Consider the following 26,117-nt stretch of genomic DNA (forward strand, 5'->3'; position numbering starts at 1 on the left):
TTCCCTTTTTAATTTTTCCACAAAGAGTGTTAGAGGGTTAGCTCTTAAGCTTAACCCTTTAATCCACTTGTACTGATTCCTTCCACAACATGTCTTTGGAATAAGAAAAAAACAACGAATACCGGTATTAATGTGACAATAGACATTGCAAACATGGCACCCCAGTTTGAAACTGTTTCATTACTTAAAAACATATTTAATGCCATAGAAACTGTATATTTATCAGGGCTATTTAAATATAAAACCGGTCCTAATAAATTATCCCAAGTCCAATAAAACGAGAAGATTGCTGCTGTAGCCAAAGCTGGTCTAATTAACGGAAGGATAATCTTATAAAAAATTTTAAATGTACTACACCCATCAATTGTAGCTGCTTCATCAAGCTCTCTTGGGATAGTCCTGATAAATTGGACTAAGAGAAAAATGAAAAACGGATGTCCGAAATAGGCTGGTACAGCAATCGGCTTAATCGAATCAAGCCAACCTAATTTAGAAAAAATAATGTATTGCGGAATCATAACAACCTCATAAGGTAGCATTAATGTGACCATCATAATCGCAAACCAAAAGTTTTTCCCTACAAACTCCAGTCTAGCGAAGCCAAACGCGATAAAAGCAGATGATATGACTTGACCAATCATCGTTAAAATAACAAGTACTACTGTGTTTTTAATAAAAACGCCAAACGAATTACCACCGATTCCTTCCCAGCCTTGACTAAAATTTGTTAAGATCCAAGGATCAGGAATTAAAGATTTTGCTGTTACAAAGATTGTTTCACTTGGTTTAAAGGAGCTCATTAACAGCCAAATAACAGGATAAAGCATTAACAAAGCAAATCCGCCAACCAAGATATGATAAATCCACCATTTTGGTTTTTTCATCTTAGGAACTGAAATCCCTTTTGTTTGAGGGACTGTTTTTACATTCGTATTTGTTTCCATAAAGATTATTTCCCTCCCTCAGATTCATAGTGAACCCAATACTTCGATGAGAAAAATATGAGTGCAGTTAATAGTCCAACAATAATTAACATCACCCAGGCCATCGCAGATGCATACCCCATATTAAAGAATTCGAAGCCTTGAATGAAAAGATAGAGTGAGTAAAGAAGTGTACCATCTAACGGACCACCAGTACCTTTTGAAATAATAAAGGCAGGTACAAATGTCATAAATGCAGCAATTGTTTGCATGATTGTGTTAAACAGTATAACTGGACTTAGCATAGGCAGAGTGATTTTCGTAAACTTTTGCCAATGGCTTGCACCATCTACGCTTGCAGCCTCGTAATATGTTACTGGAATGCTTTTTAATCCAGCTAAGAAAATTAACATCGATGATCCAAACTGCCATACAGATAATAAAATTAACATCCACAGTGCAGCTGTAGGATCTCCAAACCAACGAACATCGGGAATACCTAAAAAGCCTAAAAGTAAGTTAACAATTCCCTCATCACCAAATATATTTCGCCACATGATTGCTACCGCTACACTACCACCTATTAAAGAGGGTAAATAAAATAATGAACGATATAAACCAACTGCTCTTGATGCTGTATTTAAGATCATGGCAATTAAAAGAGCGAATCCTAAACGTAGCGGAACACCTGCAAATACATAGATAAGAGTCACTTTAAGAGATTGCCAGTATCTTGGATCGGCTGTAAACATTTTTTTATAGTTTTCAAGCCCAATCCACGTTGGTGGAGCAAACAAATTATATTTTGTAAAAGAAAAATATAATGAGGTTAAGATTGGGATAAACGTAAACGCTAAAAACCCAATGATAAAGGGACTGATAAATAAATAGCCTTTTACACTTTGCTTCATAGCGCGTGCACTCATAGAATCATTTCCTTTCTCCAGAACTGAATTGGCAGTAAGACTGATAGCTGATCGTACAATTGATCAGCTATCAGGTCATTAAGCACTATTTATTTTGAGCTAAAATGCTTTCTGCTTGCTGTCTAAATTGTTTAGCTGCATCTTCTACTTTTAACTGACCATAATTCATTTGTTCAGATAAACTGTCGAGCATCTCAATGATTTCACCTGCTCCAACTGGATCTGGACCATCAAATGCCGAGCTGTTTTGTTCAGCCCATTCAACACTATCAAACACTTGAACTTGTTCAGGAGAAAGTACTGGTTTAAGAGCTTCTTTCACCACTGATGAACCTGGGATACCACGGTCACCTAAGATTAATTTGTTTGCTTCCTCATTGTTTACGAAGAAGTCAATAAATTTAGCTGCTGCTTCTTTATGCTCGGAGTTTTCAGCAACAGACCAAAACATACTTGGTTTCAAATATAATCCATCACTTGTGTTAGGCCCCGGCATGTTTTGAATTTTTAGTGGTCTGTTTGCAACTTGCTGTAATCCTACGAATTGATTTGACCATTGCCAAATACCAATTGCTTCTTGTTTTACTACTGGATCATCTTCAAGACCTTTTAACTGAGCTAAGTAGTCAGGAGTAGGTGCTGCACCATCTTTCACTGTATCTGAAGCCATCGTAAAGAAGTCAATGAACATTTGATCATCATCATATCCTAATGATGCACCATCTTTACCAAATAATGATTTCCCTTGAGTTCTTAAATAGTAGTTAAAGAATACGTCCGATTTCATTGTAGTATCAACAAATATTCCAGCATCTTTCGCTTTTGCTGCTAATTCTTTGTAATCATCCCAAGTCCAATCTTCAGCTAAAGAATCGACTCCAGCTTTCTTTAATAATTCTTCATCATAATGGAAACCAACAACGTTAACCCCTAAGTTAAAGCCATATAACTTGTCATCAAGTTTTCCACCATTGATATAATTGTCCGTAAAATTCGTTGTATCAATTTGATTTCCAACATAAGGTGATAAATCAGCTAACTGTCCATTTTCAGCGTACTGTGAAAAGTAAGAAAGATCCATTTGAATAATATCAGGTAATTGTTGTGCAGATGCCTGAGGTGCTAACTTCTTCCAATAATCATCCCAACTTGCATATTCTGCTTGAATCTTAATACCTGGGTTTTCTTTCTCAAACATTTCGATTACTTTTAGAGTGTAATCATGTCGAGGTTCAGATCCCCACCATGCAATACGAAGTGTTACTTCTTCATCTTCACCACCATCTGATTTTGAACCTGAATCTGAAGAAGATTCACCAGAAGTACTACCGCTACAAGCAGCTAATGTAAATACCATAAAAACCGACATGAAAATTGCCAACCACTTCTTCATTTAACATCCCCCTTGTATTCTTTTTTTGAAATCTTTGTTAACGCTTACAACCTTTATTTTATAGGGTTTATCAAACTATTAAAATGTAAAAAACAGATAAGAGTGTTTAAAAAACAGTGAATTCTGACTACTTTTTCAAATTAGAAAAACTTGGCTTATCGCCAAGTCATAATGGCGAAAGCCTTAGTTTTTCTTATACTATCATCCATAAAAACATAAACTTTGATAGTACAAAAAGGACTGTCTACTCAAAGAGACAGCCCTTTTACCCAAATCTATTAATTTACTTTTTTATATTCAGACGGAGAGTATCCTGTAAACTTCTTAAACACCTGACTAAAGTATTGCGGATTATCACCGAATCCGATCATCTCTGCAATTGCAAATACCTTTACATCGTCCATCAATTGAATCTGTTCGATTGCCTTCTTAATTCGTTCTTGTGTAACATAGCTTGAAAACTTCTGCCCTGTTTCCTGCTTAAACAGTTTACCTAAATAGTCTGCATTCATATAAACCTTATTTGCCACCCACTTTAGGGACATCTCTGTATTTCCAATATTCTCTTCTACAAGATCAATCATCCTATGAATAACAGCCGAATGATTTGATTTATGTCTTTCATAGTAACCTTGTGTAATTTCTTTTGCGGTAGAAAGAAAGAAATGTTTCATTTGCTGGATTGTATCCATATCTACTAATACAGACATTTTATCCATATATTTTTGCATGCTCACTGAGTCTGATTGCTGAATCATCACTAAAAAAATCTGCATCACATAAGAACGCACTAAACTAATTGTTAATCTACTCTCTGTTAACTCAGCGAAAAATTGAGAAATTTCACTTTCCACTTTTTCTAAATTTCCTGATTTTATAAACAAACATAAACTTTGACCATCATATTCATAGTCATTTATTATATTCTCATGTTTAATATCATTTTTTGTAATAATGCTTCCTTCACCTAAATAAAATCTATGTCCCAGGCATTCGAGTGCTTCTAAGTAAAGTCTTCTTACTTGTGTAATACAATCAACCTCACTTATAGCCACTGTCATATCCATTTTATAAATATCAAAGAAATGTTCTCTTAATTGCTCAATCTTCTCCTGAAGATTATTAAACTCCTCCTCATTCACAAGAAAAAGAACATATTCCCCTATACTCGTTGATAAGACTGATTCTGAAAAAAGATCTTCACCCAGGTTTTCAATGACAAACATATGCTCATAATGATAATCACCCTCTATACGAAAGATAATTAACCTTATAAACTCTTCTTCGAAATTCACTCTTAATAGTTTTTCATAAAAATGTATTCCTCTATTGCTGTCAAACTTGCTAGTGATAAACTCTTTTAGTAATTGTTTTTTTACATAGGGCTGTACTTGATCGAGACGACTTTTTGTTTCTAATAGAAATTGCTCTCTCTTTGCATCTATTTTCAGTTCATCAATCACTTTGTTCAAAGCATCCATAATACTATTTTCATTACATGGTTTTAATAAATAATGCTTGACTCCATATTCCATTGCTTGTTTGGCATAGTTAAATTCATTAAAGCCTGATAAGATAATAAACTTTATGGAAGGTTTTTCTACTGCCATTTTTTCTACTAATTGAAGTCCGTTCATTCCTGGCATTTTAATATCACATATCACGATGTCAGGTTGTTCTTTCATGATAAAGTCATAGGCTTCCAAACCATTTCTGGCTGTACCAATTAAACTTGTTCCCAATTCCCCCCAGTTGATGATCCTTGAAATTCCCTCTAAAATAATTCTCTCATCATCAACTAATAACACCCTATACATAATCCCACCTCGTTTGATATGGAATAACGATGCATACCTTTGTCCCTTTGTTTACCTCACTATCAATTTGCAGACCATACTCAGTGCCAAAAACAAATTTAATTCTAGAGTCTATATTACGTAAGCCGATTCCATTTCCTCTAGTCTTTATTTCTCCTTTTTTAACTAATTCGAGTTGCTGCTCATCCATACCAGGTCCATTATCCTCAACGACCAGACGGAGCTTATCTCCTTCTTTGAATGCTAACAAACAAATTTCACATGGCTCTATCATCATTTCCAGCGCATAATGAATGGCATTTTCAACAAGTGGCTGCAAAATCAACTTTGGTAGCTTAGCATTTTTCACTTTATCGTCCATTACTAATGAAAATTCCAATCGCTCTTCAAAACGAAACTTTTGAATAGTCACATAGTGTTCAACCATCTCTACTTCTTGCTCCACTGTTATTACATCATCTTTTAAACTAATGGCGTTTCTTAATAAATATCCTAAAGATTCAACCATTTTGGATATTTGATGCTGCTGATTTACTTTTGCCAGCCAGTTAATAGATTCTAGTGTGTTATACAAGAAATGAGGATTAATCTGTGATTGCAATGCTTTAAATTCAGTATCTTTTATTAATAATTGTTTTTCATAATTTTCATTAATTAGCTGATTAATCCGTTCAATCATTACAAAGAAATTTCGGTGTAACATTCCAACCTCATCCTGATATTGTGAGGGTGTAAAGTTTTCTGTTAGTTTAAAATCTCCTTTTTGAACGAACTTCATCGCTGAAACTAAGTTTTCAATTGGATTCGTAATTCGTTTAGAAAATCTAATAACTAAATAAATAGAAGAAATAGAAATCGCTAAGAATAAAAAAATAACAAGAAACTTAATCATCGTAACCTTTGCGAACATGGTTCCAAAGGGCAAGACATTCCAATATGTCCAATTTGCATATGGAGATTTTGAATAGGTAACAAAAAAGCTTCTTCCATATACATTTTGAATTTGATATCCTTGTTTATCACTAGCTGTAAAGTCTAGCTTATCAACATTAGTAGAATTTCCTTCTGAAAAGAAAATTTCATCTCCTTCTGAGATCGCAATATAACCCTCTTGATCTTCCCATTCTTTTGGCAGCTCTTTAACAATCTCGTGTAACTTAACATCAATTACTAATGTTCCGAGCTTTTCAAGACTTAGATTTTCATAGGATTTTAGCTGTCTCGTAGAAAAAATAGAATTTTTTGAGCCTTCTAGTGAAATCCATACATTACTTCCATTTCCTTTTTCCGCCTTTATGATCATTTCATCTTTATGATCATATAAATTCCGGGAGGGTACTCCTCCAGCACGATATTCCTTCCCAAAACGGTCAAAAAGATGGATGGATTGGATATACTTCTCGGAACCTATATAGCTAGTAAGAGTTTCCCAAATTTCTTTTTCTATTTGATATTGATCATACTTTGTTAAGCTATTGTCCTTTGAACGAAGCAATGCGTTTTGAATAACATCATCACCCATAATTTTATAAGTAACTTCTTCAATATTCTTTAGTTCATCTTCTATTCTATTAGAAGACATAATTAAAACTTGTGAAGATTTACGGTAAATTTGTTCATCATAGCTATTAAATGCATATTGAAATCCAATGATAATAAACGTTAAACAAACAATTAATAAAATAGAAATAAAGACAATTAATTTATACTTAATTCTTAAATTTTTATATCTGGTTGAAATACTTCGGTTTAAGTTCCTCATATATTAGAACTCCAATATCATAATTTGCTAGTAACCGCTTTCAATTCATTTCAAAGGATATCCCATTGTAGACATTAGTGCCAGGCCTGGTTGAGTTGAATCCAATCGACTATATTGGACAATGATTGGCAGATCACTTTCCACTTCAATTGAATAAGGAACACCTGTTGGAATCGTTTCTCCATTAAGCTCCAGTGCTGTTGTACGTAAATGTTTACTTCTCTTGCCCTGCACAATGACAGGAATTTTCTCGATCGGATCTCGATCCTCAAAATAAATCGTAACTTCAAGTTTTGCATCTTGACCATTGCAGTTTAAAATACAAATAGATTCATGGCTAAGAAGTTCCCCTGAGCTTAATGGTGGTATATATCCATCTGGTATGATCCAATGTTTCTCGCCTTTTTGATTATTCATTAACATAACCTCCAACTTTTAAAAAGTACGATAATACTCCATGTTTTAATAATATCATGATTGGTAGTAAATAAGAGTAGGTTCTTATTACTAAACAGATACAAGATAAGAATTTGCTAAAAGTGCAGTTAGCTACCTTCCATTATAATGGAAGCACTTTCAATAATACATTTAATTTTCCGATGATCATGATTAGAAAACAGTGTTTCTATTTCTAATAACTGTTTCAAAATAAAAAGCCTTCTCTAAAACGAGAAGACTTTCAATCTTATATAACAAATGCAAAATAGGCAATAAAAATAAGTGCTAAAACATAGACGATTGGACTGATTTCCTTCTGCTTTTTCATAGCAATCATTGTAATAGGGTACATAATAAAACCAAGACCGATACCAGTTGCTACACCGTAAGTTAGTGGCATCATAATTATCGTTACAAATGCAGGAATCGCAATCTCAAAACGCTCCCATTTAATATGACGTACTTCACTTGCCATTAATGTACCAACAATAATCAAAGCAGGTGCCGTTACCTCTGACGTTACAATAGAAAGTAAAGGCGAGAAAAATAGTGCAATAGCAAACATTCCAGAAATCACAACGGAAGTAAAACCAGTTCTTCCACCTGCTGCTATTCCTGCTGATGACTCAATGAATGATGCTGTTGTTGACGTACCTAGAACTGACCCTGCAACTGATGCTGAAGCATCTGCTAATAGTGCTCGTCCAGCTTTGGGAATTTTATTATCCTTCACTAATCCCGCTTGGTTTGCAATTGCAATCAATGTGCCTGCTGTATCAAAAAATGCTACAAATAAAAACGTAAATACAACAGCTACTAACTCAATTGAAAAGATATCTCCCAACTGCATAAAAACAACACCAAATGTTGGCTCTAAACTAGGAATCCCACCAATAATAGCTTTAGGCTTTTCGATTATACCGAAAAACATTCCTAAAATAGATGTAATCACCATTCCATAAAAGATAGCCCCACGAACATTTTTCACCATTAGAATAACGGTAATTATAAAACCAACAACCGCTAATAAAGTTGGACCAGATTGAATATTTCCTAACGAAACAAATGTTGCTGGATTTGCCACTACAATCCCTGAATTTTTCAAGCCAATAAAAGCAATAAAAAATCCAATTCCACTACCAATTGCATATTTTAAATCCTGAGGAATCACTTCAATGATTTTCTCACGAATTTTGAAAATGCTTAGCAAAACGAACAAAACACCTGATATAAATACACCAGTTAAAGCTGTTTGCCAAGGAATGCCCATCCCAATAACAACTGAATAGGTGAAAAATGAATTTAGCCCCATACTAGGTGCTATCCCAATCGGATAGTTAGCTAAAATCCCAATTAATAGCGTACCGATAATCGCCGAGACTGCTGTTGCTGTAAAAACAGCCCCTTTATCCATGCCTGCTTCTGATAATACAATTGGATTAACAACTAATATATATGCCATTGATAAAAAGGTTGTTATACCTGCAAGAAATTCTTGTCGATAAGCTGTTTGTCGATCTGAAAACTGAAAGAATTGCTTCATGTTGACCTCCTGAATTATGCTAAAAAAGCTTTAGAGTTGAATTACCCTAAAGCACACAAAACAAGAATTACATATCGACATTACATATGTAATCCTTGTAGTCATGCTATTTATGGTAGCTTGGTAGAAACGTTTAGGCCATATCCCTAAACATATACAAGGTTGATATATTATATTAATATAAGTTGATATTATAGAGAAAAATAGTAGTTGAGTCAATGTAAATATTTTGGATTACACGATCAGCTAGGGCTATGTTACTTTTTCTTTGAACAATAAAAAAACCTCAGATGACCCAAAATTCATCTGAGGTTTTTTTATTATTTAGTTTATGTAACAGGGCATCAATCAACAATGAACACTAAAACCAACTATTTCTTCCTGCTATCTTTACTCATACAACCTTACTAATCTCAAAATGACGTTCTAGTTTTCGTTTTACACGCTGAAGAGCATTGTCAATTGATTTAACATGTGTATTCAATTCTTCTGATATTTCCATATATGATTGTCCGTCCATATATAGAGTTAATACTCTTCTTTCCAAATCACTCAGCAATTCATCAATCTTCCGTTCTATTTCGTTCACTTTTTCCTTATTAATAAGCAAAGATTCAGGATTAGTTACTTTTTCCCCTGCAATCATATCCATCAACGTATAATTAGAATCTTCATTAGTAAGAGGCTTGTCCAAGGAAATAGATGAATTTAATGGACCATGTTTTTGGCGAGAAGCAGTTTTAATTGCAGTTATAATTTGTCTAGAAATACAAAGCTCTGCAAATGCATAAAAAGAAGCCATTTTGTCTTCACGATAATCACGAATCGCCTTATATAACCCGATCATTCCTTCTTGAACAAGATCTTCTTTATCGGCTCCTATTAAGAAATACGGTCTAACCTTCGAGCGCACAAAATGCTGATACTTATTAATTAAAAAGGACAATGACTCGCTGTCACCATTATGAGCCATCTCGACCAACACTCTATCCTCTAATCCAGCATAATCGACAATTGGTTCTAATACAGTGTTCATTGATTTGATTTCCCTCCATACTCTTCTTAAATTAAGCCCATTTCGAGCTTATACTTATTTTAAATTTTCACTAGTTTACTAGTTTAAAAAGAAATATATCTATACTAAATACCACGCTACTAACCTAAATAATTTCTTTACTATTTTTCACAGACAAATGTGATGTAGATATAAGTATAAGGGGTTAAAAATAAAAACGTTGTCGAAATATAAACACTAACTACAATTTTTATAAATTTTTTGATTAGATCTATCATTCAATAGGTTTATTTTCAATTTGTTGCATTTTCATGTAAAGAAATGAAGTAAAAACACTCGAAAAAATCATAGATATTGTCATTTAGAAGGAAGATAATTGTTTTAGTGATCACCTAAGATTATTTTTCGGGAAATAATGACAAGAAATAAAAAATAAGTTCTCTGAAATTTTGAGAACTTACCTACATTATTTCAAAATCTTCACTCATTTGCTAGCAGCAACTGAAACACAAAGTTCTTAATAAACGTCTTTCCATTCTGCAATATTATCAGCATCAAATTTAATGGATCGCCAAGCATAATTTGCGTTCGATCTCCATCTTCAACTACTTCTCCTTCATCAATTGGATACCATAAATACATCCATGGTGAAAATCAAAAAAAGCACAACGCAATATCATTTTTGTTGTGCTTTTCTCAATTTGACATATTTAATTATCTTTGCGACAAAACTTCCTTCTCATACTTTTTAACATCTTCCAACCAAGTTTCCTTCACAGGAACACCCATTTGCTCACAATAGTAATCCCAAATTGCTCCAAACGGATATGTTTTAAACTCTTCCATTAAAGCTAATCTTTCCGTAAAGTTTCCTTCTTCTTGAAGCTGTTTTAAGTGATTGTTTGGTACAAGCATTGCGTATAGTAAAGATTTAATCATATTACGAGTTCCGATTGTCCATGCTGCTACACGGTTAATGCTTGCATCGAAGAAATCAAGACCAATCATCACTTTGTCTAATGCATCATTACGAACGATTTCAAGTGAGATTTCTTTTAGCTCGTCATCAAGTGTAACCACATGGTCACTGTCCCAACGAACTGGTCTTGAAACATGCAATGCTAGTTTATCGCTGTATAAAAGCATAGAAGAGATCTTGTTAGATACCATTTCAGTTGGGTGATAGTGTCCAGTATCTAATAAGCATAGCTTGTTATTTTTTAATGCGTAACCCATGTAAAATTCGTGAGATCCAACAACATATGCCTCTGAACCAATGCCAAATAATTTACTTTCTACAGCATCGATATTGTATTGCTCATCAATTTCAACTTCAAAAATTTTATCTAGAGACTCTTTTAATCGAACTCTTGGTGTTAGACGATCGCTTGGTACATCTTTATAACCATCAGGAATCCAAACATTCGTCAAAGCTGGTGTTCCTAATTCTTTACCAAAGTATTCAGCAATTTTTCGGCTAGCAATGCAGTGATTAATCCAAAATTCACGGATTTCAGGGTCTGGATGTGATAGTGTTAGGCCATCAGTAGATTTTTCATGTGAAAATAATGTTGGATTAAAATCAAGTCCTAGTCCGTGTTCTTTTGCCCAGTTCACCCAGTTTTCAAAGTGTTTAGGCTCTAATCTGTCACGCTCTACAGCTTCACCATTTGTTTCAGCATAAATAGCATGAAGATTTACACGGTGTTTTCCTGGAATTAATGATAAAGCCTTTTCTAAGTCACTTCTTAATTCTTCAGGTGTTCTAGCTTTGCCAGGGTAATTTCCTGTAACGTCAATTCCTCCAGATAACTCCCCTTTGTTTACTTCAAAGCCACCAACATCATCGCCCTGCCAGCAATGAATTGAGATTGGTACTTGTTGTAGTTGTTGAAGCACTTCATCAACATTAATTCCCCATTTTTCATATTCCTTTTTTGCTAATTCATAGCTTTCTTTAACTGACATAATACTCATCCTCTCACGTATTGTTGTTTATATGTTTTTACTTCGAATGAACCTTTGATTAATGCTCTAGCTTGTTGAATATGTTCCACTTCTTCTAATGCCATAAGTTGTGCCACAATGTTTCCAATGGCAGTTGCTTCCACAGGACCTGCACATACTTCTTTATTTGTTACATTTGCAAGTAATTGATTAAGCATTTCGTTTTGACAACCGCCACCAATTACATTCACTCTTGGAAAGCTTTTCTCAAATATTTCTTCTATTTCACTGATCGCACGTTTATAGCTATCTGCTAAACTATCATATACACATTTCGCAATCTGTCCTGGTGTTTGAGGGACTTGTTGGTTTGTTTCTTTACAATATTTTTGAATTTCACTTACCATATTTTCAGGCTTTAAGAAGCGATCATCATCCACATTTACGATAGATTGAAAATCCTCTTCTTTTTCAGCCAACTCTACAAATTCAGCAAAAGAAATTTCATCATGATAGTTACGTTTTACTTCTTGAATCATCCAAAGTCCCATAATATTTTTCAAGAAACGATAGCGATAGTCTATGCCGCCTTCGTTTGTAAAATTATATTGAAGTGCCTTTGGAACACAAATTGGAAAACGATTTTCCACTCCAATTAATGACCATGTTCCAGAGCTTAAATAAATCGTATCCTCTAATTCAGGAACTGAGATTACAGCAGAACCAGTATCATGTGTTGCAGGTAAAACTACGTTCATATCAAAACCAAATTCTGATACTAGCTCTTCTGACAATGTTCCTAAAACGTTTTTAGGAGGTAGTATTTCATGAAACATTTCTTTGTTAATACCTAATTTATCAAGTAATTCATGATCCCACTGCTTAGTAAATGCATTTACTAATTGTGTTGAAGTAGCATTTGTATATTCGTTAGCCTTTTTACCAGTTAGTAAAAAATTAAGATACTCAGGGATCATTAAAAATGATTTTGCCTTTTTCAGCACATCAGGTGATTTTTGTTTTAATGCATATAATTGATAAATTGTATTAAACTTTTGAAATTGAATACCAGTCTCAAAGTATAGTTTTTCTTTTGGAATGATAGTAAATACTTCCTCCATCATGCCATCTGTACGAGGATCACGATAGGCTACAGCATCTGTTAATAAATTGTCATGTTCATCTAATAGAACAAAGTCAACCGCCCATGTATCAATGCCAATACTATCTGGCTTTATATTAAGGTCATGACACTTTTTAATTCCTGTTTTGATTTCAGAAAATAAGGTTTCAATATCCCAACAAAAGTGATCATTCTTTTTCACGATATTGTTTTCAAAACGGTGTATTTCATTTAGTTGTAATTTGCCATCTTCAATATGGCCAAGAATTAATCTTCCGCTTGAAGCCCCAATATCTACCGCTAAGCTATATTTTGTCATTTTCTTCACCTCTTCATTGAAAACGCTTGCTTTATTACATAATAAACTAGTTTATTATGGTTTCCTATATCGTGATTAAACAATTTTATTGTCCTTATTTGCCAAATTCATAAAAAATAAAAAAGCTATATCCCCTACTAATTCCAAGTAGTGATATAGCTAGCCTTTTGTTAGTTGTTCACGTAACTTCTTTGGTGTATATCCGTATTTGCTTTTGAATACTCGATAAAAATAACTAATATTTTCATACCCAACCTCTTCAATAATCGAGGTAATTGCTAGTGTTGTATTTTCCAATAAATCCTTTGCCACGCTTAATCTTTTTTCTTGTACAAGCTCCTTAAAAGTATAACTAGTAGCTTTTTTTATTTCTTTACTTAACGTGTAATGAGGCTGCTGAAGTTTTTCTGATAACTCATATAAAGACGCATCTTGGTATTTTTCTTCAATATATTTTAATGACTCAACAATAATGTGATGTCTGTGAGTCTCATCTTTATATTTAACTTTATCAGAGTTTTTAATAAGCTCAACCATTAATAAACCCATATACAATTTTATCGTTGACTCTGACATCATCGAAGGATTCATAATTTCAACTATAATTTTTCCTATCAATTCTTGGATACTCTCTATTTCCGATACAGCGAAATAAAGATATTGTCCGTTTTGTGTGTGATCGAATAAACTATTAATTAAAAAATTCGTTATTAAATTCTCAGTCGTTAAATAAGAAAAAACAAACGAGAAAAATTCAGGCTTTATAATAAAATTAATAATAATATCTTCTTCTTCACAAGCATCGAGTTCATGCTCAATATGCTGGTTGAGAAATAGAATATCACCTTTTATAAGCTCTAACCTTTCGTTCCCAACCGTTTGATTCAGTGAGCCGTTAAACACATAATTCACTTCAATATAATTATGCTTATGCTTCGGAAAATGTACAAATCTCGTATGCTTCCTTACCATAATCATCGTATTATTGTTTAGAAATTTTTCACCCTCAACAACGAAGCTTTCCTGGCTCGTGTAGAGCTCCTTTTGAACCTCGTGTTTTTGCTGAAGAATCAATTTTTCTTCATCATTTAATTGCATGAGCTCTTCTAAAAGATTGGATTTCATCTTAAACCCTCGTTTTTGAGATATATGTGATTCTAGTATTTTATAATGTTATAGTGTGAGGTCCTATAAGTTACTTAGGATCAGGACAGGCACTTTCTATTTGGTTCTTTTTTGTCTCGATTTCGGTACTATCGGGACAGACGCTCGCTCTTTGGTACTGTTTTTGTCTCGATTCTGGCACTATCGGGACTGAGGATCGCTCTTCGGTACTCTTTTTGTCCCGATTTTCGCACTATCGGGACAGATACTCACTCTTCGGTACTCTTTTTGTCCCGATTCTAGCACTATCGGGACAGTTTCCCACTCTTTGCAACTGTTTTTGTCCCGATTTCCGCACTATCGGGACAGATACTCGCTCTTCGGTACTCTTTTTGTCCCGATTCTAGCACTATCGGGACAGTTTCCCACTCTTTGTAACTGTTATTGTCCCGATTTCCGCACTATCGGGACAGTTTCCCACTCTTCGAAACTGTTTTTGTCTCGATTCCGGCACTGTCGGGACAGATGCCCGATCTTTAGCTCTTTTCTTGTCCCGATTCCGGCACTACCGAGAAGGCTGCTCTCTCTTCTCCTCACTTTTTTTCCGATTCATTCCACTAAAGAAAACTCAACCAGCACTCGCCTCAAACATAGCTTCAATATCTTAAAAACTCATTAAGAGAGTAAAAAGCCCTTCATCTCTATCAGTAATGAAGGACAAAATTCCTCTATATAAATTGGCTTAAAATAGAGGTGATTTTAAAGTGAAACCTAGATAACATACAAATGTGTTATCCGTTTACCATCACTGAATTAAACTGTACACCTTTTTCCTCTAGCCCACTGCAATAGCTTTCTTCGATTAGTGAGTCAGTGATTACGTAGCTGATTTTCTGAATATCTGTAATGTGCGCAAACGTTCGTACTCCAAACTTCGTAGAATCTGCCATTAATATCGTTTGATCTGATATTGACATCATCTGTCTTTTTAAAAGAGCCTGCCATTCGTTTGAATCACTTAATCCTGCTTCAATATGAACACCTTTACACGAAATAAATGCTTTATTTACGTGATACATATTAAGTGACCTTTCTGCTAATGGACCAACATAGGATAATGACTTTGGCTGAAGCATTCCGCCGGTGGAAATCACACGAACTTGTTCTTTTTTACTAAGCTCTACTGCTACTTTTATAGAATTTGTTAACACAGTTAATGGGACGTCCGGCATTTCTTTTGCCATATACCATGCTGTTGTGCTGGCATCTAGTACGATCTGATCACCAGGATGAATGAGTTTTACCGCTTCTAAAGCAATTGCTCTTTTTTCGGTAGCATTGGTAATTTCTCTTTCTGTATAAGAAACTTCTGTTTGTTCATCTTGTATACTAACTGCGCCGCCATGACTTCGGCGTAATTGATTTTCTTTTTCTAATTTCTCCAAATCGCGTCTGATTGTTTCCTCTGTTACCTTAAAAATTTTACTTAATTCGGTAACTCGGACACTTAATTTCTCATTTACAACATCGACGATTTTTCGGTGTCTTTCTGCTACAAGCATCTCGGTTTGCCTCCTAAAAACTCTCAATGAAAAAAATAATGATGAGGATGAGCTTACTTGCTTAAAGAGTCAGATCTTACGCTTGTAGGCTCTAGATATTATTATGACATAGAATAGGGTAGAACGCATTGGTTTTAGTGATTATGCGCTTACATTTTTGTCTATAAAACAAGGTGTAATAGAAATGATCTTCTGTTACACCTTGTATGTTTTCTTATTATCTAGTAAATGCTGCTGGCACTCCACCATCAACTGTTAACATACATCCAGTTGTTCTGTCTGATTTAGATGAAGCGAAGAATAGAATGGATTGTGCAATATCTTTTGGATAAATGTTCACTAGTAATGTTGTACGTTTACGATAGTGCTCTTCTAATTGATCCGGGTGAATACCGTATGCTGCTGCACGTTCTTCTCTCCAGCTTGATCCCCAAATGGAAGATCCTTGAAGTACTGCATCAGGAAGAACAGAGTTTACGCGGATTCCAAATTCTCCACCTTCTGCTGCAATACATCTTGCAAGATGAGTTTCCATAGCTTTAACAGAGCTGTATGCTGCTGCATTTTTACCTGCATATACAGAGTTTTTAGAACCGATAAAGACCATGTTTCCACCAGTACCTTGTGATTTCATTTGTTTGAACGCCTCACGAGCTACTAAGAAATAACCAGTTCCTAGAACGTTCATGTTTAAGTTCCACTCTTTTAATGTTGTTTCATCAAATGGGCTTGAAGTTGCTAAACCTGCATTGTTTACGATAATGTCAACACCACCGTATGTTAGAGCAGATTGCTTGAATGCTTCTTGTACCGCTTCTTCACTCGTAACATCCATTTTTACAGCTAAAGCGCGACCTTCTCCGTATTGCTCATTGATTTCTGCTGCTACCTTTTGAGCACCTTCAAGGTTAAGGTCTGCGATCACAACATGAGCACCTTCTGCTACAAATTGACGGCAAGTTTCACTACCGATACCACCAGCACCACCTGTTACAAATGCTACTTGTCTTGAGAACTCAGCTTCTGCTGGAGCTAAAGATAATTTGTAAAGCTCTAATGGCCAGTATTCAACATTGAATGACTCGTTTTCGTTTAAAGAAACAAAGTTTCCTAGAGTTGTAGAACGTTTCATAACTGCAATTGCACGATGATATAAAGCACCACTTACGTTAGCCATTGGGATGTTTTTACCTGTGTTTACCATTCCGATACCAGGAATTAAAATAACACGTGGAGCTGTTTCAGAAATTTTGTCACCTTCGTTTTTGTTTCTCTCAAAGTATGTTTTGTATTCTTCTTTAAAGCTTTCGATTCCAGCTTTTACTTTTTCTACTAAGCTAGCAACATCTTCAGTTTGTGGATTCCAGTCAATGAATAATGGTGTCATTTTTGTATGAACTAAGTGATCTGGACATGCTGCACCAACTTGTGATAATTCTTTAGCATTATTGCTGTTTACAAATTGTAGAACATCTTCTGCATCATCATAAGTTAATAGCATTTTCTTTTCTTCGCTAACCGCACCACGGATAACTGGCATAACTTGTGCTAAAACGTTTTTGCGATCTTCTTCAGAAAGTGCTTCGAATTTTTGTCCACCAAATACATTTTCTTCTACTAATCTAGCTTGAATATATTGTTCTGCTTCATTAATAACAGAAATCGTTTTTTCATAGCTTTCTTCAGCTGTTTCTCCCCAAACAACAAGACCGTGTTTTTCCATTAATACTAATTCTGCGTTTGGATTGTTTTTAACACCTTCTGCGATCATTTTTGAAAGTGTGAATCCTGGGCGTACATATGGTACCCAAACAAAACGGTCTCCGTAAATTTCTTCAGCAATTTGACGACCATTGTCTGCACAGCAAAGACCAATGATTGCGTCTGGATGTGTGTGGTCAACATGCTTGAACGGTAAGAATGCGTGTAATAGAGTTTCAATTGATGCACGTGGATGCTTGCTGTCGATCATGCAATGTGCAAGATAAGCAACCATTTCTTCATCTGACATTTCGTCACGTTCGATTAATGGACGAATATCTTCCATTCTTAAACCAGTGAAGTTGTGTGCTTTCATTGTCGCTAAATCTGATCCACTACCTTTAACGTACATCACTTCTACATCACGGCCACGGAAATCTTTTTCAATTGTTTTCATTGACGTATTCCCGCCACCCCAGTTACATACAGCACGATCTGAACCAATTAAATTAGAGCGATATACTAGCTCTTCTACTCCTTGAGATAATGAAGCTGCTTTTTCTTTATTCCATAAACTTTGTACCACTTTATTTCCTCCTCTATTGTTTCGTATCTGTTTTTGTTTGTTTATCTGTTTTTTATTATATACTATGTTTGTTTATTTTTGAATATGTTTTTTGTTTATTTTTGAATTTATTCATCAACAAGAATATACGTTGCTTTAATCGGTCCATGAACCCCAACAATCAGGTTCAATTCAATGTCGGCACTATTACTTGGACCTGTAATAAAATCAATACAAGATGAAATGTTTTTGCCTTCTTTAACTTGTTTGTTAATATACGCAGTTGCTTGCGTCATTCTAGGGACTAATGTGCTCTTTGGAACAATGGCAATATACGTTTTCGGTAATAAGCTAACAGATCTTCCTTTGTTTTCACTGCTAAATAGCACAACTGTCCCAGATTCTGCAAGCGTGATGTCACTAAAAGTGATGCCCACATCTGCTTTTTCAGCTGCTTCAATATTTTTCTCTTTAAGAGCAGGATCCCAAATATGAACATCAATATTTTCTTGGGGAAGTTTGTCTAATAGATTTTCTGCTAACCCAAACTCTTTATGACGTTCATCTTCCCATGTAACAACACTAGCTACTTCGTACTGTTCAAAAACTCCACGAATTTTCTCTGTTAGTTTGTCCGAGCTCGTTTCAATAAACTGAGTATGAATGACTTCACAATGCTTTTTAAGTACTTCCACTAATTCATCCTGTGATGCATCTTTTAACACTTCAAACTGAGGGGTTGTTGTCCATTGTGGTTTTGTGACTGTTTTTCTTCTTTCTCTTCCTAGTTTTTCAGCAACCGTACTAAGAAAGAAATCTCGATGATGAATTTGTCCTTCTGCCATCTTATTCCCCTCCTTTTTCTCTCTTTTTATACCAGTCCCGGAATCTTTCTTTACTTGGAGCTGGAAAATCACGCACATCTGTCCATGGCTTCATTGGTCCAGGTCCTTTTTGGATGTTATTTTCCTTTGTAAATGGTGCCATAACGGAAGAAGCAGATTTTGTTCCTGTTTTATAAAGACTTGGTGAGCTCGCTGCAAGTTGGAACCCTTTCATTGCTAGCTTTTCTCCAAATGGTGATTTCTTTTCATCTTCAACAATTTTTCTACGATGTTTAATTAAGAGTTCATGAAGAGGTATTTTTACAGGGCAGGCATCTGTACAGGCTGCACATAATGATGATGCATAAGGTAGCTCCTTATAATCTTCATATCCGCCTAGCAATGGAGATAATACCGCACCAATCGGTCCTGCATAAATTGAGCCATACGAATGTCCACCAACATGTCGATAAACAGGGCATACATTCACACAAGCTGCACAACGAATACAATGTAAGGCACTTTGGAACTCAGTTCCTAAAATATTTGACCGTCCGTTATCCACGATAACGAGATGGAATTCTTCAGGTCCATCAACGTCTCCTTCATCTTTTGGTCCAGTTAACCCAGTAATATAACTAGTTAATTTTTGTCCAACAGAGCTTCTGCAAAGTAGACTTACCATGATATCTAGCTCTTCCCAAGATGGAACGATTCGCTCCATTCCCATAACTGTAATTTGCGTTTTTGGTAAAGCGGTTACAAGACCCGCATTTCCTTCATTCGTTACAAGACTAATAGAGCCAGAATCCGCAACAGCAAAGTTACACCCTGTAATACCAAGATCTGCACTTAAGAATTCTTGTCTTAATTGTTCTCTAGCAAAAAGAGCAAGTTCTTCTGGAATTTCTGATTTATCATAGCCTCGTTTTTCTTTAAACGTATCACGAATTTGTTCTTTGTTTTTGTGAAGAGCAGGTACAACAATATGTGATGGTGGATCATGATCATCAAGCTGAAGAATGTATTCTCCTAAATCCGTTTCAATTACTTCACAGCCAGCTTTTTCTAAGGCGCTGTTTAAATGAATTTCCTCTGTTACCATTGACTTTGACTTAACCACTTTTTTTGCTTGCTTTTCTTTTGCTACCTTTGTAATGTACTCATTTGCTTCTTCCTTTGTTGAAGCAAAAAACACATGACCTCCACGTTTCACAACATTTTCACTAAGTTGTTCTAAATAGTAATCCAGATTTTCTAGTGTATGTGTTCTTATTTCTTCCCCAAGCTTTCTCCATTCTTCCCAATTACCAAGCTCTTCTGTTGCAGTTAGTCGTTTTCCTTGCATTCTTTCTTGTGCGGATGCAACAGCGCTTCGCATAAATGTATTGTTTACACCTTTATCAACACGATCAAAGAACTTATCATCACTTATTTTCATGGCCATCTTGCTTCACCTCACTATTCAATACTTCTGCTATATGCATCACCTTAATAGGTTTACCTTTACGATTAATTCTTCCTCCGATATTCATTAAGCAGCCACAATCAGCGCCAATGAGCACTTCAGCACCTGTTTCTTCAACATGTCGAACCTTTTCATCTACCATTTGCTCTGAAATAGGGACCATTTTCACTGAGAATGTCCCACCAAATCCACAGCAATCATGACTATTAGGAAGAGGTTTTACTTCCAAACCTTCTACCTGTTCTAAAAGCTTTCCTGGAGCATCTTTTACTCCGAGTAAGCGTGTCATATGGCAGGATTTATGATAAGTTGCACAAGCTGGTAAACTAGCATTCACGTTTTCTACTTTTAACACATCAACAATAAATTGTGTCAATTCGTAAGATTTATCCGCTAATTTTTCTGCTTTTTCTATCCAAACCGGTTCATCTTTAAACAAATGACTATATTCACGAAGCATCGCTACACAAGACCCTGAAGGACCTACAACATAATCTGATTTTTCAAACGTCCGAATCATATGCTTAGCCACTTCTTTAGTTTCCTTATGATATCCGCTATTATAGGCAGGCTGTCCACAGCAAGTTTGTTGCTCTGGAAAATCCACTTCACAACCGAGTTTTTCTAAAAGCTCTACAGTATGCTTACCAACATTGGAATAAAACACATCGGCAAGACATGTAATAAAAAGAGAGACCTTCATTCAAATAACCCCCACTCTTATTTAACCAATCCTTTTGATTCCTTTGATATAGATTATACTACTTTTTATTTTGTTTTAATACCGTTTATTTTTGTTTTGTGTGAATTTTAATGATTATATGTTGATTTAATTTTGTTATCGACATTTTTTGTTTTTAGTACTATTTGGTTAGCATCAAAAATCACAAATAAAAAAAGTAGAAGTATTCTCATACCTCTACTCTTAAAATTCATCATTTAGTTTTCATTCATTTGTGGTCGCTCACCCATCATTGGGATCTCCACGCCTAGCTCTTCTAGCTGAGCTTGAGCTTCTTCTTGAGTAATTTCACCTGATCTTTGTTGTTCCATAATTGCTTCTACTTCTTCTCTTGTTTCTTCATCCATGTCTGCAAACATGTCTCCTCGACTACCCATTTGCGGTCTTTCTCCTGTTCCACCGGCACCTCCACCAAAGCCACCTGGACCTCCCGAGCTTTGTGCAGTTGTCACTCCCGATTCATTTAACCAAGTTACAGTATCAGCAATCGTGAAATCAACTATTTTGGTTCCTGCTTCATATTCACCATTTGTGTATAGTCCATCTACTTCTTCTCCAATAGCTGTTCCTCCTGAATAAAGAGAATATGAGCTTTCCTTCGTTAATTGTGGTGAACTAATGAATACTGCTTGATAGTCTTTAGCCGGAGCAAAATTTAGGATATTGTTCCCTTCACTATCTTCCAGGTGAATGATCGTTCCAGCTACTTGCGCTTCTGGATATGTCATTAAAATTCCATTTTGTGTAGAATCTTCTGCAATAGCTTGCAGCATGCCAGAACTTCCAGCTGCTACTAAAAATCCACCGCTCATCGTAAAACTTCCACCATAATCAAGCGATCCATTCCCATTTCCTGTAGGACCATTTACAAGAACCGTTCCATCTGTCATTTCAATATATCCATTTGAATCGAGGCCATCACCTTCAGCATTCACAACAATATGACCACCATTAATTTGTAACAGGTTATTTTCAGAGGCTGAGTGTATATCCATACCAGAACCATCATTCCCTCCACCGACATTAATGCCGTCATCACTTGTTGTGAGGTTTATGTCTCCACCATTGATTGTGATTAGCTGACTTTCCATGCCTTCATAACTTTTCGTAACTTCAATATTTCCACCTGATGTGACAAGCGAAGTGTCTGCATGAATTCCATCATCCCCAGAGGCTATCGTTAAGTCCCCGCCAGCTAGGGTTATTGTATTGTTACTGTGTACAGCATCATCTTTTGAATCAATTGTAAATGTTCCTCCACCAACCACTATATCTGTAACAGCTTTTAATCCCTTATAACTTTCGGATTCAGTGGTAGTAGTTGTTGTAGTTGTTGTAGTTGTTGTCGCTTCACCTTGTCCACGCATTTTACCCATCATATCGTTAGCAACTGTTATTGTTTCAGGACTTCCGCCACCAGACGTAATGTTAAAAGTACCTTCTGATATTAATAATGAAGCAACAGATTGTACTCCATCATTTTCTGATGCAATATCGTAAGTGCCCCCTTCAATGACAATAGAACCTTTTGATTCATCTTCATCATTAGTAGACCTTATTCCATCTCCTCCTGCATCAATTGTTACTGTTCCTTCTTTTACTGCAACAAGGTCTCGTCCAATTATGCCATCATCAACAGCATCAATCTGTATATCTCCACCTGTAATCTTTAGTTTATCGTTACTAGAAATTCCATTATTATAATTTCCATGAACGATAAGTTTACCTGTTCCATTTATCGTAAAATCGTCTTTACTATAAATGGCTGAGTTAGGCTCGTCTTCAGATGAATTTTCATAAACATATTCAGATGCATCATTTATGACATTTTCTGTTCCTTCAACTAGAGAAATGGTTGTTTTTTCAGCGTTAAGAACATATATGGCTGAGCTTGTTGAGGAACCGATCGTAACTCCGTTTAACACAAGCCTTACTGTATTTTTATCTTCCGCATCTACAACGATTTGACCGTTTTCCAAATTTCCGCTTAACACATAAGTACCACCTGTTTTAATTGTTAAGGTATTAACTGAATAGAGAACCGATGCATTTGAATCAAAGCTTACATCAGAGCCTTTTAATTCAATGTATGTTGGATTTTCTTCTTCATAGTTCGTATAGTAGTCATCGTCTTTATAGGAAACAGATTCACTAATTAAAGTGTTAAGTTCTCCTATGTCTGAACTTGCTGTTTCTGTTGTTGTGCTATTAGTTGTGCCTGTTGTTGAATTATTTGCACATGCAAATAATAGTGTTGATGACATTAGAAGTGAGGCTACTTTTAAAAGCTTCATATTTATATCTCCTTTTTCTTTTGTTAAGATTTTCAAATGGGCTAAAACAGGGTCTGTTTTCCCGGTGATTTACATTATCTTTCATGAACCTTAACAAAACCTTAAAAAACTTAATAATATTTACATTTTCTAATTTATTAATTTTGATTATAGATTGGGTATGGTCAAAATGTTAATTGACCTCATTCGAGTATGAATTTTTTACGTATGAACGACATTTCCATTCTGTTTCCTGCTTGGTTTGTCGTTCATCAACGCTATGAACGACATTCACCCTTCTGTTTCCTGCTTGGTTTGTCGTTCATCAAATGGATCCACTTAGTTTTGCCCTGCAGATCCACCTGCCAAATGTAGGAGAGCATAAAAAACAATTTGCATTTTCATTCATTACCTCTATAATCAAATCTATTCAAAGATATCATTAAAGAAAAATCAAAGAAGGTGAACACAAATAATGAAGTTACTAATTATAGAAGACGATCGTTTCTTATCTGAAACAATAAAAGAAACAACACAGGAAATGTTTGAAACAGAACAAGCCTTTGATGGTGAAGAAGGATTGTTTCTCGCAGAGCAAAACATTTTTGACTGCATTATTTTAGATATTATGATGCCAAATATGAACGGGTACGAAGTTTTACAAGAATTAAGGAAAAAGCAAATTACCACACCTGTTATTATGCTTACAGCTAAAGATGGCATAGATGATAAAATTAAGGGCTTTAAGGTTGGAGCAGATGATTACCTTGTAAAACCATTTCATCGGGAAGAGCTGCTTTTAAGATTAGAAGCTATTGTTAGAAGATCTGGCGCAGATTTAAAAGAGAATGTCATTTCCTTCAAAGAATTAAAAATGAACCTGAAAAATAAAACAGCTTATATACGTGAAGAGCATGTAAAATTAAACGGCAAACAGTTTGATTTACTTGAATACTTCATTAATAATAAGAACACGATTTTAACAAAAGAACAAATTTTCGACCGAATTTGGGGCTTTGAATCCGATACTTCAACTACAGTTGTTGAGGTGTATGCAAGCAATTTAAGAAAAACATTAAAGAAATTCAACTATGATTCGTATATTAAAACTTTTCGCGGATTAGGCTACATGCTAACCGATAGTGGTAATGATCATGGTTAAACAAAAGGTTTTTAGAAAAGAACAGCTAAAGTTCATGATCTTTAGCTTCATTTCTTTCACGGTAATTTTCACTATTTTTGGTGTTATTATTTTTAGTCAGGTGAAGAGCACTCTTTTTACCCAAACAGACGAGGAACTATTTTCCTTTAAAGAGAAAGTGAGCGATGTTATTCCAGATGAAGAAGCACGTCCCCCTCGCTTTGACGATGATGATGGTCCGCAAAATCCTAATGAAAGAAAAGGCCCTAATAATCCAAACCCAAGAATTATGATGCTACATTGGAATAATGAAGGTGAGATCGTAAATCAAAATGAAATTGGAACAACCATTTATGAAAGTTATTTTCAGAATTATGAGCTAGATAAAGAAAATGTAAATGTTATTACAAATATGACCATTAATGACCTTTATAACTTCCGTTACATTGTTTTTGAAGATCAGACTGAAGGTGACGAGGTTGAATATGTACAGCTCTTAATTAATACAGATCCTGAACAAACCATTCTAGCTAACTTTGGGAAGTTAATTATTATTTGTTCTTCGATTTTCATCATTCTATCAATCTCAGCTAGCTATATTCTTTCAAAAAGAATGATGAAGCCCATAATAAAGTCCTGGAACAAGCAAACAGAGTTTGTCGAGAATGCATCACATGAATTACGAACACCTCTTACTATTATCCAAAACAAACTAGAGCTATTGCTTACTGCACCTCAAGAAAAAATTATGAATAAGTTCGAAAACATTGCCCTTAGTCTATCTGAAACTAGAAGATTATCGAAGCTAACATCTGATCTTTTAACATTAGCAAGAGCTGATTCAGCAGAATCACAGCTAAATAAGCAACCTGTTAGTATAGACAACTTTATTAACAAGGTCTGCAATCCTTATATAGACATTGCCGAGTCTCAAGAAAAACTTGTTTGGTTAAAGTTAAATAGTAAAATTGAGATAGAAGCAGATGAGCAGCGTCTTCATCAGCTATTAGTCATCTTGCTTGATAATGCATTAAAATACACAGTTGAGCGGGATAGCATTGGAGTAAAAACCTATAACGAAGATTACAAAGTAGTAATTGAGGTTACTGACACAGGAATCGGAATTGACAAACACAACATGAAATATATCTTTGATCGCTTTTATCGTGAAGACCGAGCACGCTCGAGGGAAACTGGCGGCTCCGGACTTGGTCTTTCCATTGCTCAATGGATTGTCACACAGCATAACGGCTCAATTAGTGTTAGTGAAAATCAACATAAAGGAACAACTTTTACCGTGAAATTACCTAAAAAATAAATAGAATTTTTACAGGCTATCAATATTTTGATAGCTTTTTTATTTTTCTAAAATCTAGTAGATAGCTTTTAGAATCGCTCTATCACCTTTCTATCCCCATTTTGAATTTCAAAATTCCTATATTTAAAAACAATTTTTCCTAAAACTTAAAACTTTTAAGGTTGGTTTAAGGTTCGTCCTTAATAATGGGTTTCAAGGAAGTTGAGAAAAGGA

At 35.1% G+C, this 26,117-nt stretch carries 20 protein-coding genes and 1 riboswitch; of the genes, 2 read left to right on the forward strand and 18 right to left on the reverse strand.

Going from position 1 to position 26,117, the window contains the following annotated elements; genetic code table 11:
• Window positions 1-50 precede the first annotated feature (50 nt).
• The 18 genes from COD11_RS09785 to COD11_RS09865 form a co-directional block, all read right to left on the reverse strand.
• A complete protein-coding gene (locus COD11_RS09785; RefSeq protein WP_098796633.1) occupies window positions 51-884 on the reverse strand; it encodes a carbohydrate ABC transporter permease in 834 nt (277 codons plus the stop codon).
• A 65-nt stretch (window positions 885-949) separates the two neighbouring features.
• Window positions 950-1,849 (reverse strand): carbohydrate ABC transporter permease, encoded by a 900-nt coding sequence (locus COD11_RS09790; protein WP_098796574.1) that lies wholly within the window; start codon window positions 1,847-1,849, stop codon window positions 950-952.
• Between the two features lie 85 nt (window positions 1,850-1,934).
• Entirely contained in the window at window positions 1,935-3,242 is a 1,308-nt protein-coding gene (locus COD11_RS09795; RefSeq protein WP_098796575.1) for an ABC transporter substrate-binding protein, read from the reverse strand.
• A 278-nt stretch (window positions 3,243-3,520) separates the two neighbouring features.
• The gene (locus COD11_RS27855; protein WP_176551035.1) at window positions 3,521-5,059 is read right to left on the reverse strand and encodes a response regulator transcription factor; all 1,539 of its coding nucleotides are present in this window, start codon (window positions 5,057-5,059) and stop codon (window positions 3,521-3,523) included.
• Window positions 5,052-6,821, reverse strand: coding sequence for a cache domain-containing sensor histidine kinase (locus COD11_RS09805; protein WP_098796577.1), 1,770 nt, complete (start codon window positions 6,819-6,821; stop codon window positions 5,052-5,054). The genes COD11_RS27855 and COD11_RS09805 overlap by 8 nt, the downstream gene beginning before the upstream one ends.
• 45 nt (window positions 6,822-6,866) lie before the next feature.
• The gene (locus COD11_RS09810; RefSeq protein ID WP_098796578.1) at window positions 6,867-7,238 is read right to left on the reverse strand and encodes a sensory rhodopsin transducer; all 372 of its coding nucleotides are present in this window, start codon (window positions 7,236-7,238) and stop codon (window positions 6,867-6,869) included.
• 268 nt (window positions 7,239-7,506) lie between these two features.
• Window positions 7,507-8,802, reverse strand: a complete 1,296-nt coding sequence (locus COD11_RS09815) for an NCS2 family permease (protein ID WP_098796579.1) — start codon at window positions 8,800-8,802, stop codon at window positions 7,507-7,509.
• A 78-nt stretch (window positions 8,803-8,880) separates the two neighbouring features.
• Window positions 8,881-8,982: riboswitch (purine riboswitch) on the reverse strand.
• 214 nt (window positions 8,983-9,196) lie between these two features.
• Window positions 9,197-9,838, reverse strand: coding sequence for an RNA polymerase sporulation sigma factor SigH (sigH, locus tag COD11_RS09820; protein ID WP_098796580.1), 642 nt, complete (start codon window positions 9,836-9,838; stop codon window positions 9,197-9,199).
• Window positions 9,839-10,297: 459 nt separating this feature from the next.
• Window positions 10,298-10,459, reverse strand: a complete 162-nt coding sequence (locus tag COD11_RS26795; protein ID WP_176551036.1) for a hypothetical protein — start codon at window positions 10,457-10,459, stop codon at window positions 10,298-10,300.
• 72 nt (window positions 10,460-10,531) lie between these two features.
• Window positions 10,532-11,785, reverse strand: a complete 1,254-nt coding sequence (gene rhaA / locus COD11_RS09825; protein WP_098796581.1) for an L-rhamnose isomerase — start codon at window positions 11,783-11,785, stop codon at window positions 10,532-10,534.
• A 5-nt stretch (window positions 11,786-11,790) separates the two neighbouring features.
• Entirely contained in the window at window positions 11,791-13,206 is a 1,416-nt protein-coding gene (rhaB, locus tag COD11_RS09830) for a rhamnulokinase (protein WP_098796582.1), read from the reverse strand.
• 159 nt (window positions 13,207-13,365) lie between these two features.
• Window positions 13,366-14,331: an AraC family transcriptional regulator gene (locus COD11_RS09835; protein ID WP_098796583.1), complete on the reverse strand. Its 966-nt coding sequence runs from the start codon at window positions 14,329-14,331 to the stop codon at window positions 13,366-13,368.
• Window positions 14,332-15,101: 770 nt separating this feature from the next.
• Window positions 15,102-15,872 carry a DeoR/GlpR family DNA-binding transcription regulator gene (locus COD11_RS09840; protein WP_098796584.1) on the reverse strand — a complete coding sequence of 257 codons (771 nt, stop codon included), beginning with the start codon at window positions 15,870-15,872 and terminating at the stop codon, window positions 15,102-15,104.
• 217 nt (window positions 15,873-16,089) lie between these two features.
• Complete coding sequence (locus COD11_RS09845; RefSeq protein ID WP_098796585.1) at window positions 16,090-18,159, reverse strand: bifunctional aldolase/short-chain dehydrogenase; 2,070 nt, start codon at window positions 18,157-18,159, stop codon at window positions 16,090-16,092.
• A 107-nt stretch (window positions 18,160-18,266) separates the two neighbouring features.
• Complete coding sequence (locus COD11_RS09850) at window positions 18,267-18,983, reverse strand: LutC/YkgG family protein (RefSeq protein ID WP_098796586.1); 717 nt, start codon at window positions 18,981-18,983, stop codon at window positions 18,267-18,269.
• A 1-nt stretch (window position 18,984) separates the two neighbouring features.
• Window positions 18,985-20,409 (reverse strand): LutB/LldF family L-lactate oxidation iron-sulfur protein, encoded by a 1,425-nt coding sequence (locus COD11_RS09855; RefSeq protein WP_098796587.1) that lies wholly within the window; start codon window positions 20,407-20,409, stop codon window positions 18,985-18,987.
• Window positions 20,390-21,133, reverse strand: coding sequence for a (Fe-S)-binding protein (locus COD11_RS09860; RefSeq protein ID WP_098796588.1), 744 nt, complete (start codon window positions 21,131-21,133; stop codon window positions 20,390-20,392). The genes COD11_RS09855 and COD11_RS09860 overlap by 20 nt, the downstream gene beginning before the upstream one ends.
• Before the next feature lie 236 nt (window positions 21,134-21,369).
• A complete protein-coding gene (locus COD11_RS09865) occupies window positions 21,370-23,466 on the reverse strand; it encodes a carbohydrate-binding domain-containing protein (RefSeq protein ID WP_098796589.1) in 2,097 nt (698 codons plus the stop codon).
• A 454-nt stretch (window positions 23,467-23,920) separates the two neighbouring features.
• Between COD11_RS09865 and COD11_RS09870 the strand changes: the two genes are divergently transcribed.
• Entirely contained in the window at window positions 23,921-24,607 is a 687-nt protein-coding gene (locus COD11_RS09870) for a response regulator transcription factor (protein ID WP_098796590.1), read from the forward strand.
• Window positions 24,600-25,904, forward strand: coding sequence for a sensor histidine kinase (locus COD11_RS09875; RefSeq protein WP_098796591.1), 1,305 nt, complete (start codon window positions 24,600-24,602; stop codon window positions 25,902-25,904). Before COD11_RS09870 ends, COD11_RS09875 begins: the two co-directional genes overlap by 8 nt.
• The last annotated feature ends 213 nt before the right edge of the window (window positions 25,905-26,117 follow it).

The organism is Bacillus sp. AFS040349 (assembly GCF_002577655.1).
Classification (GTDB): domain Bacteria; phylum Bacillota; class Bacilli; order Bacillales; family Bacillaceae; genus Metabacillus.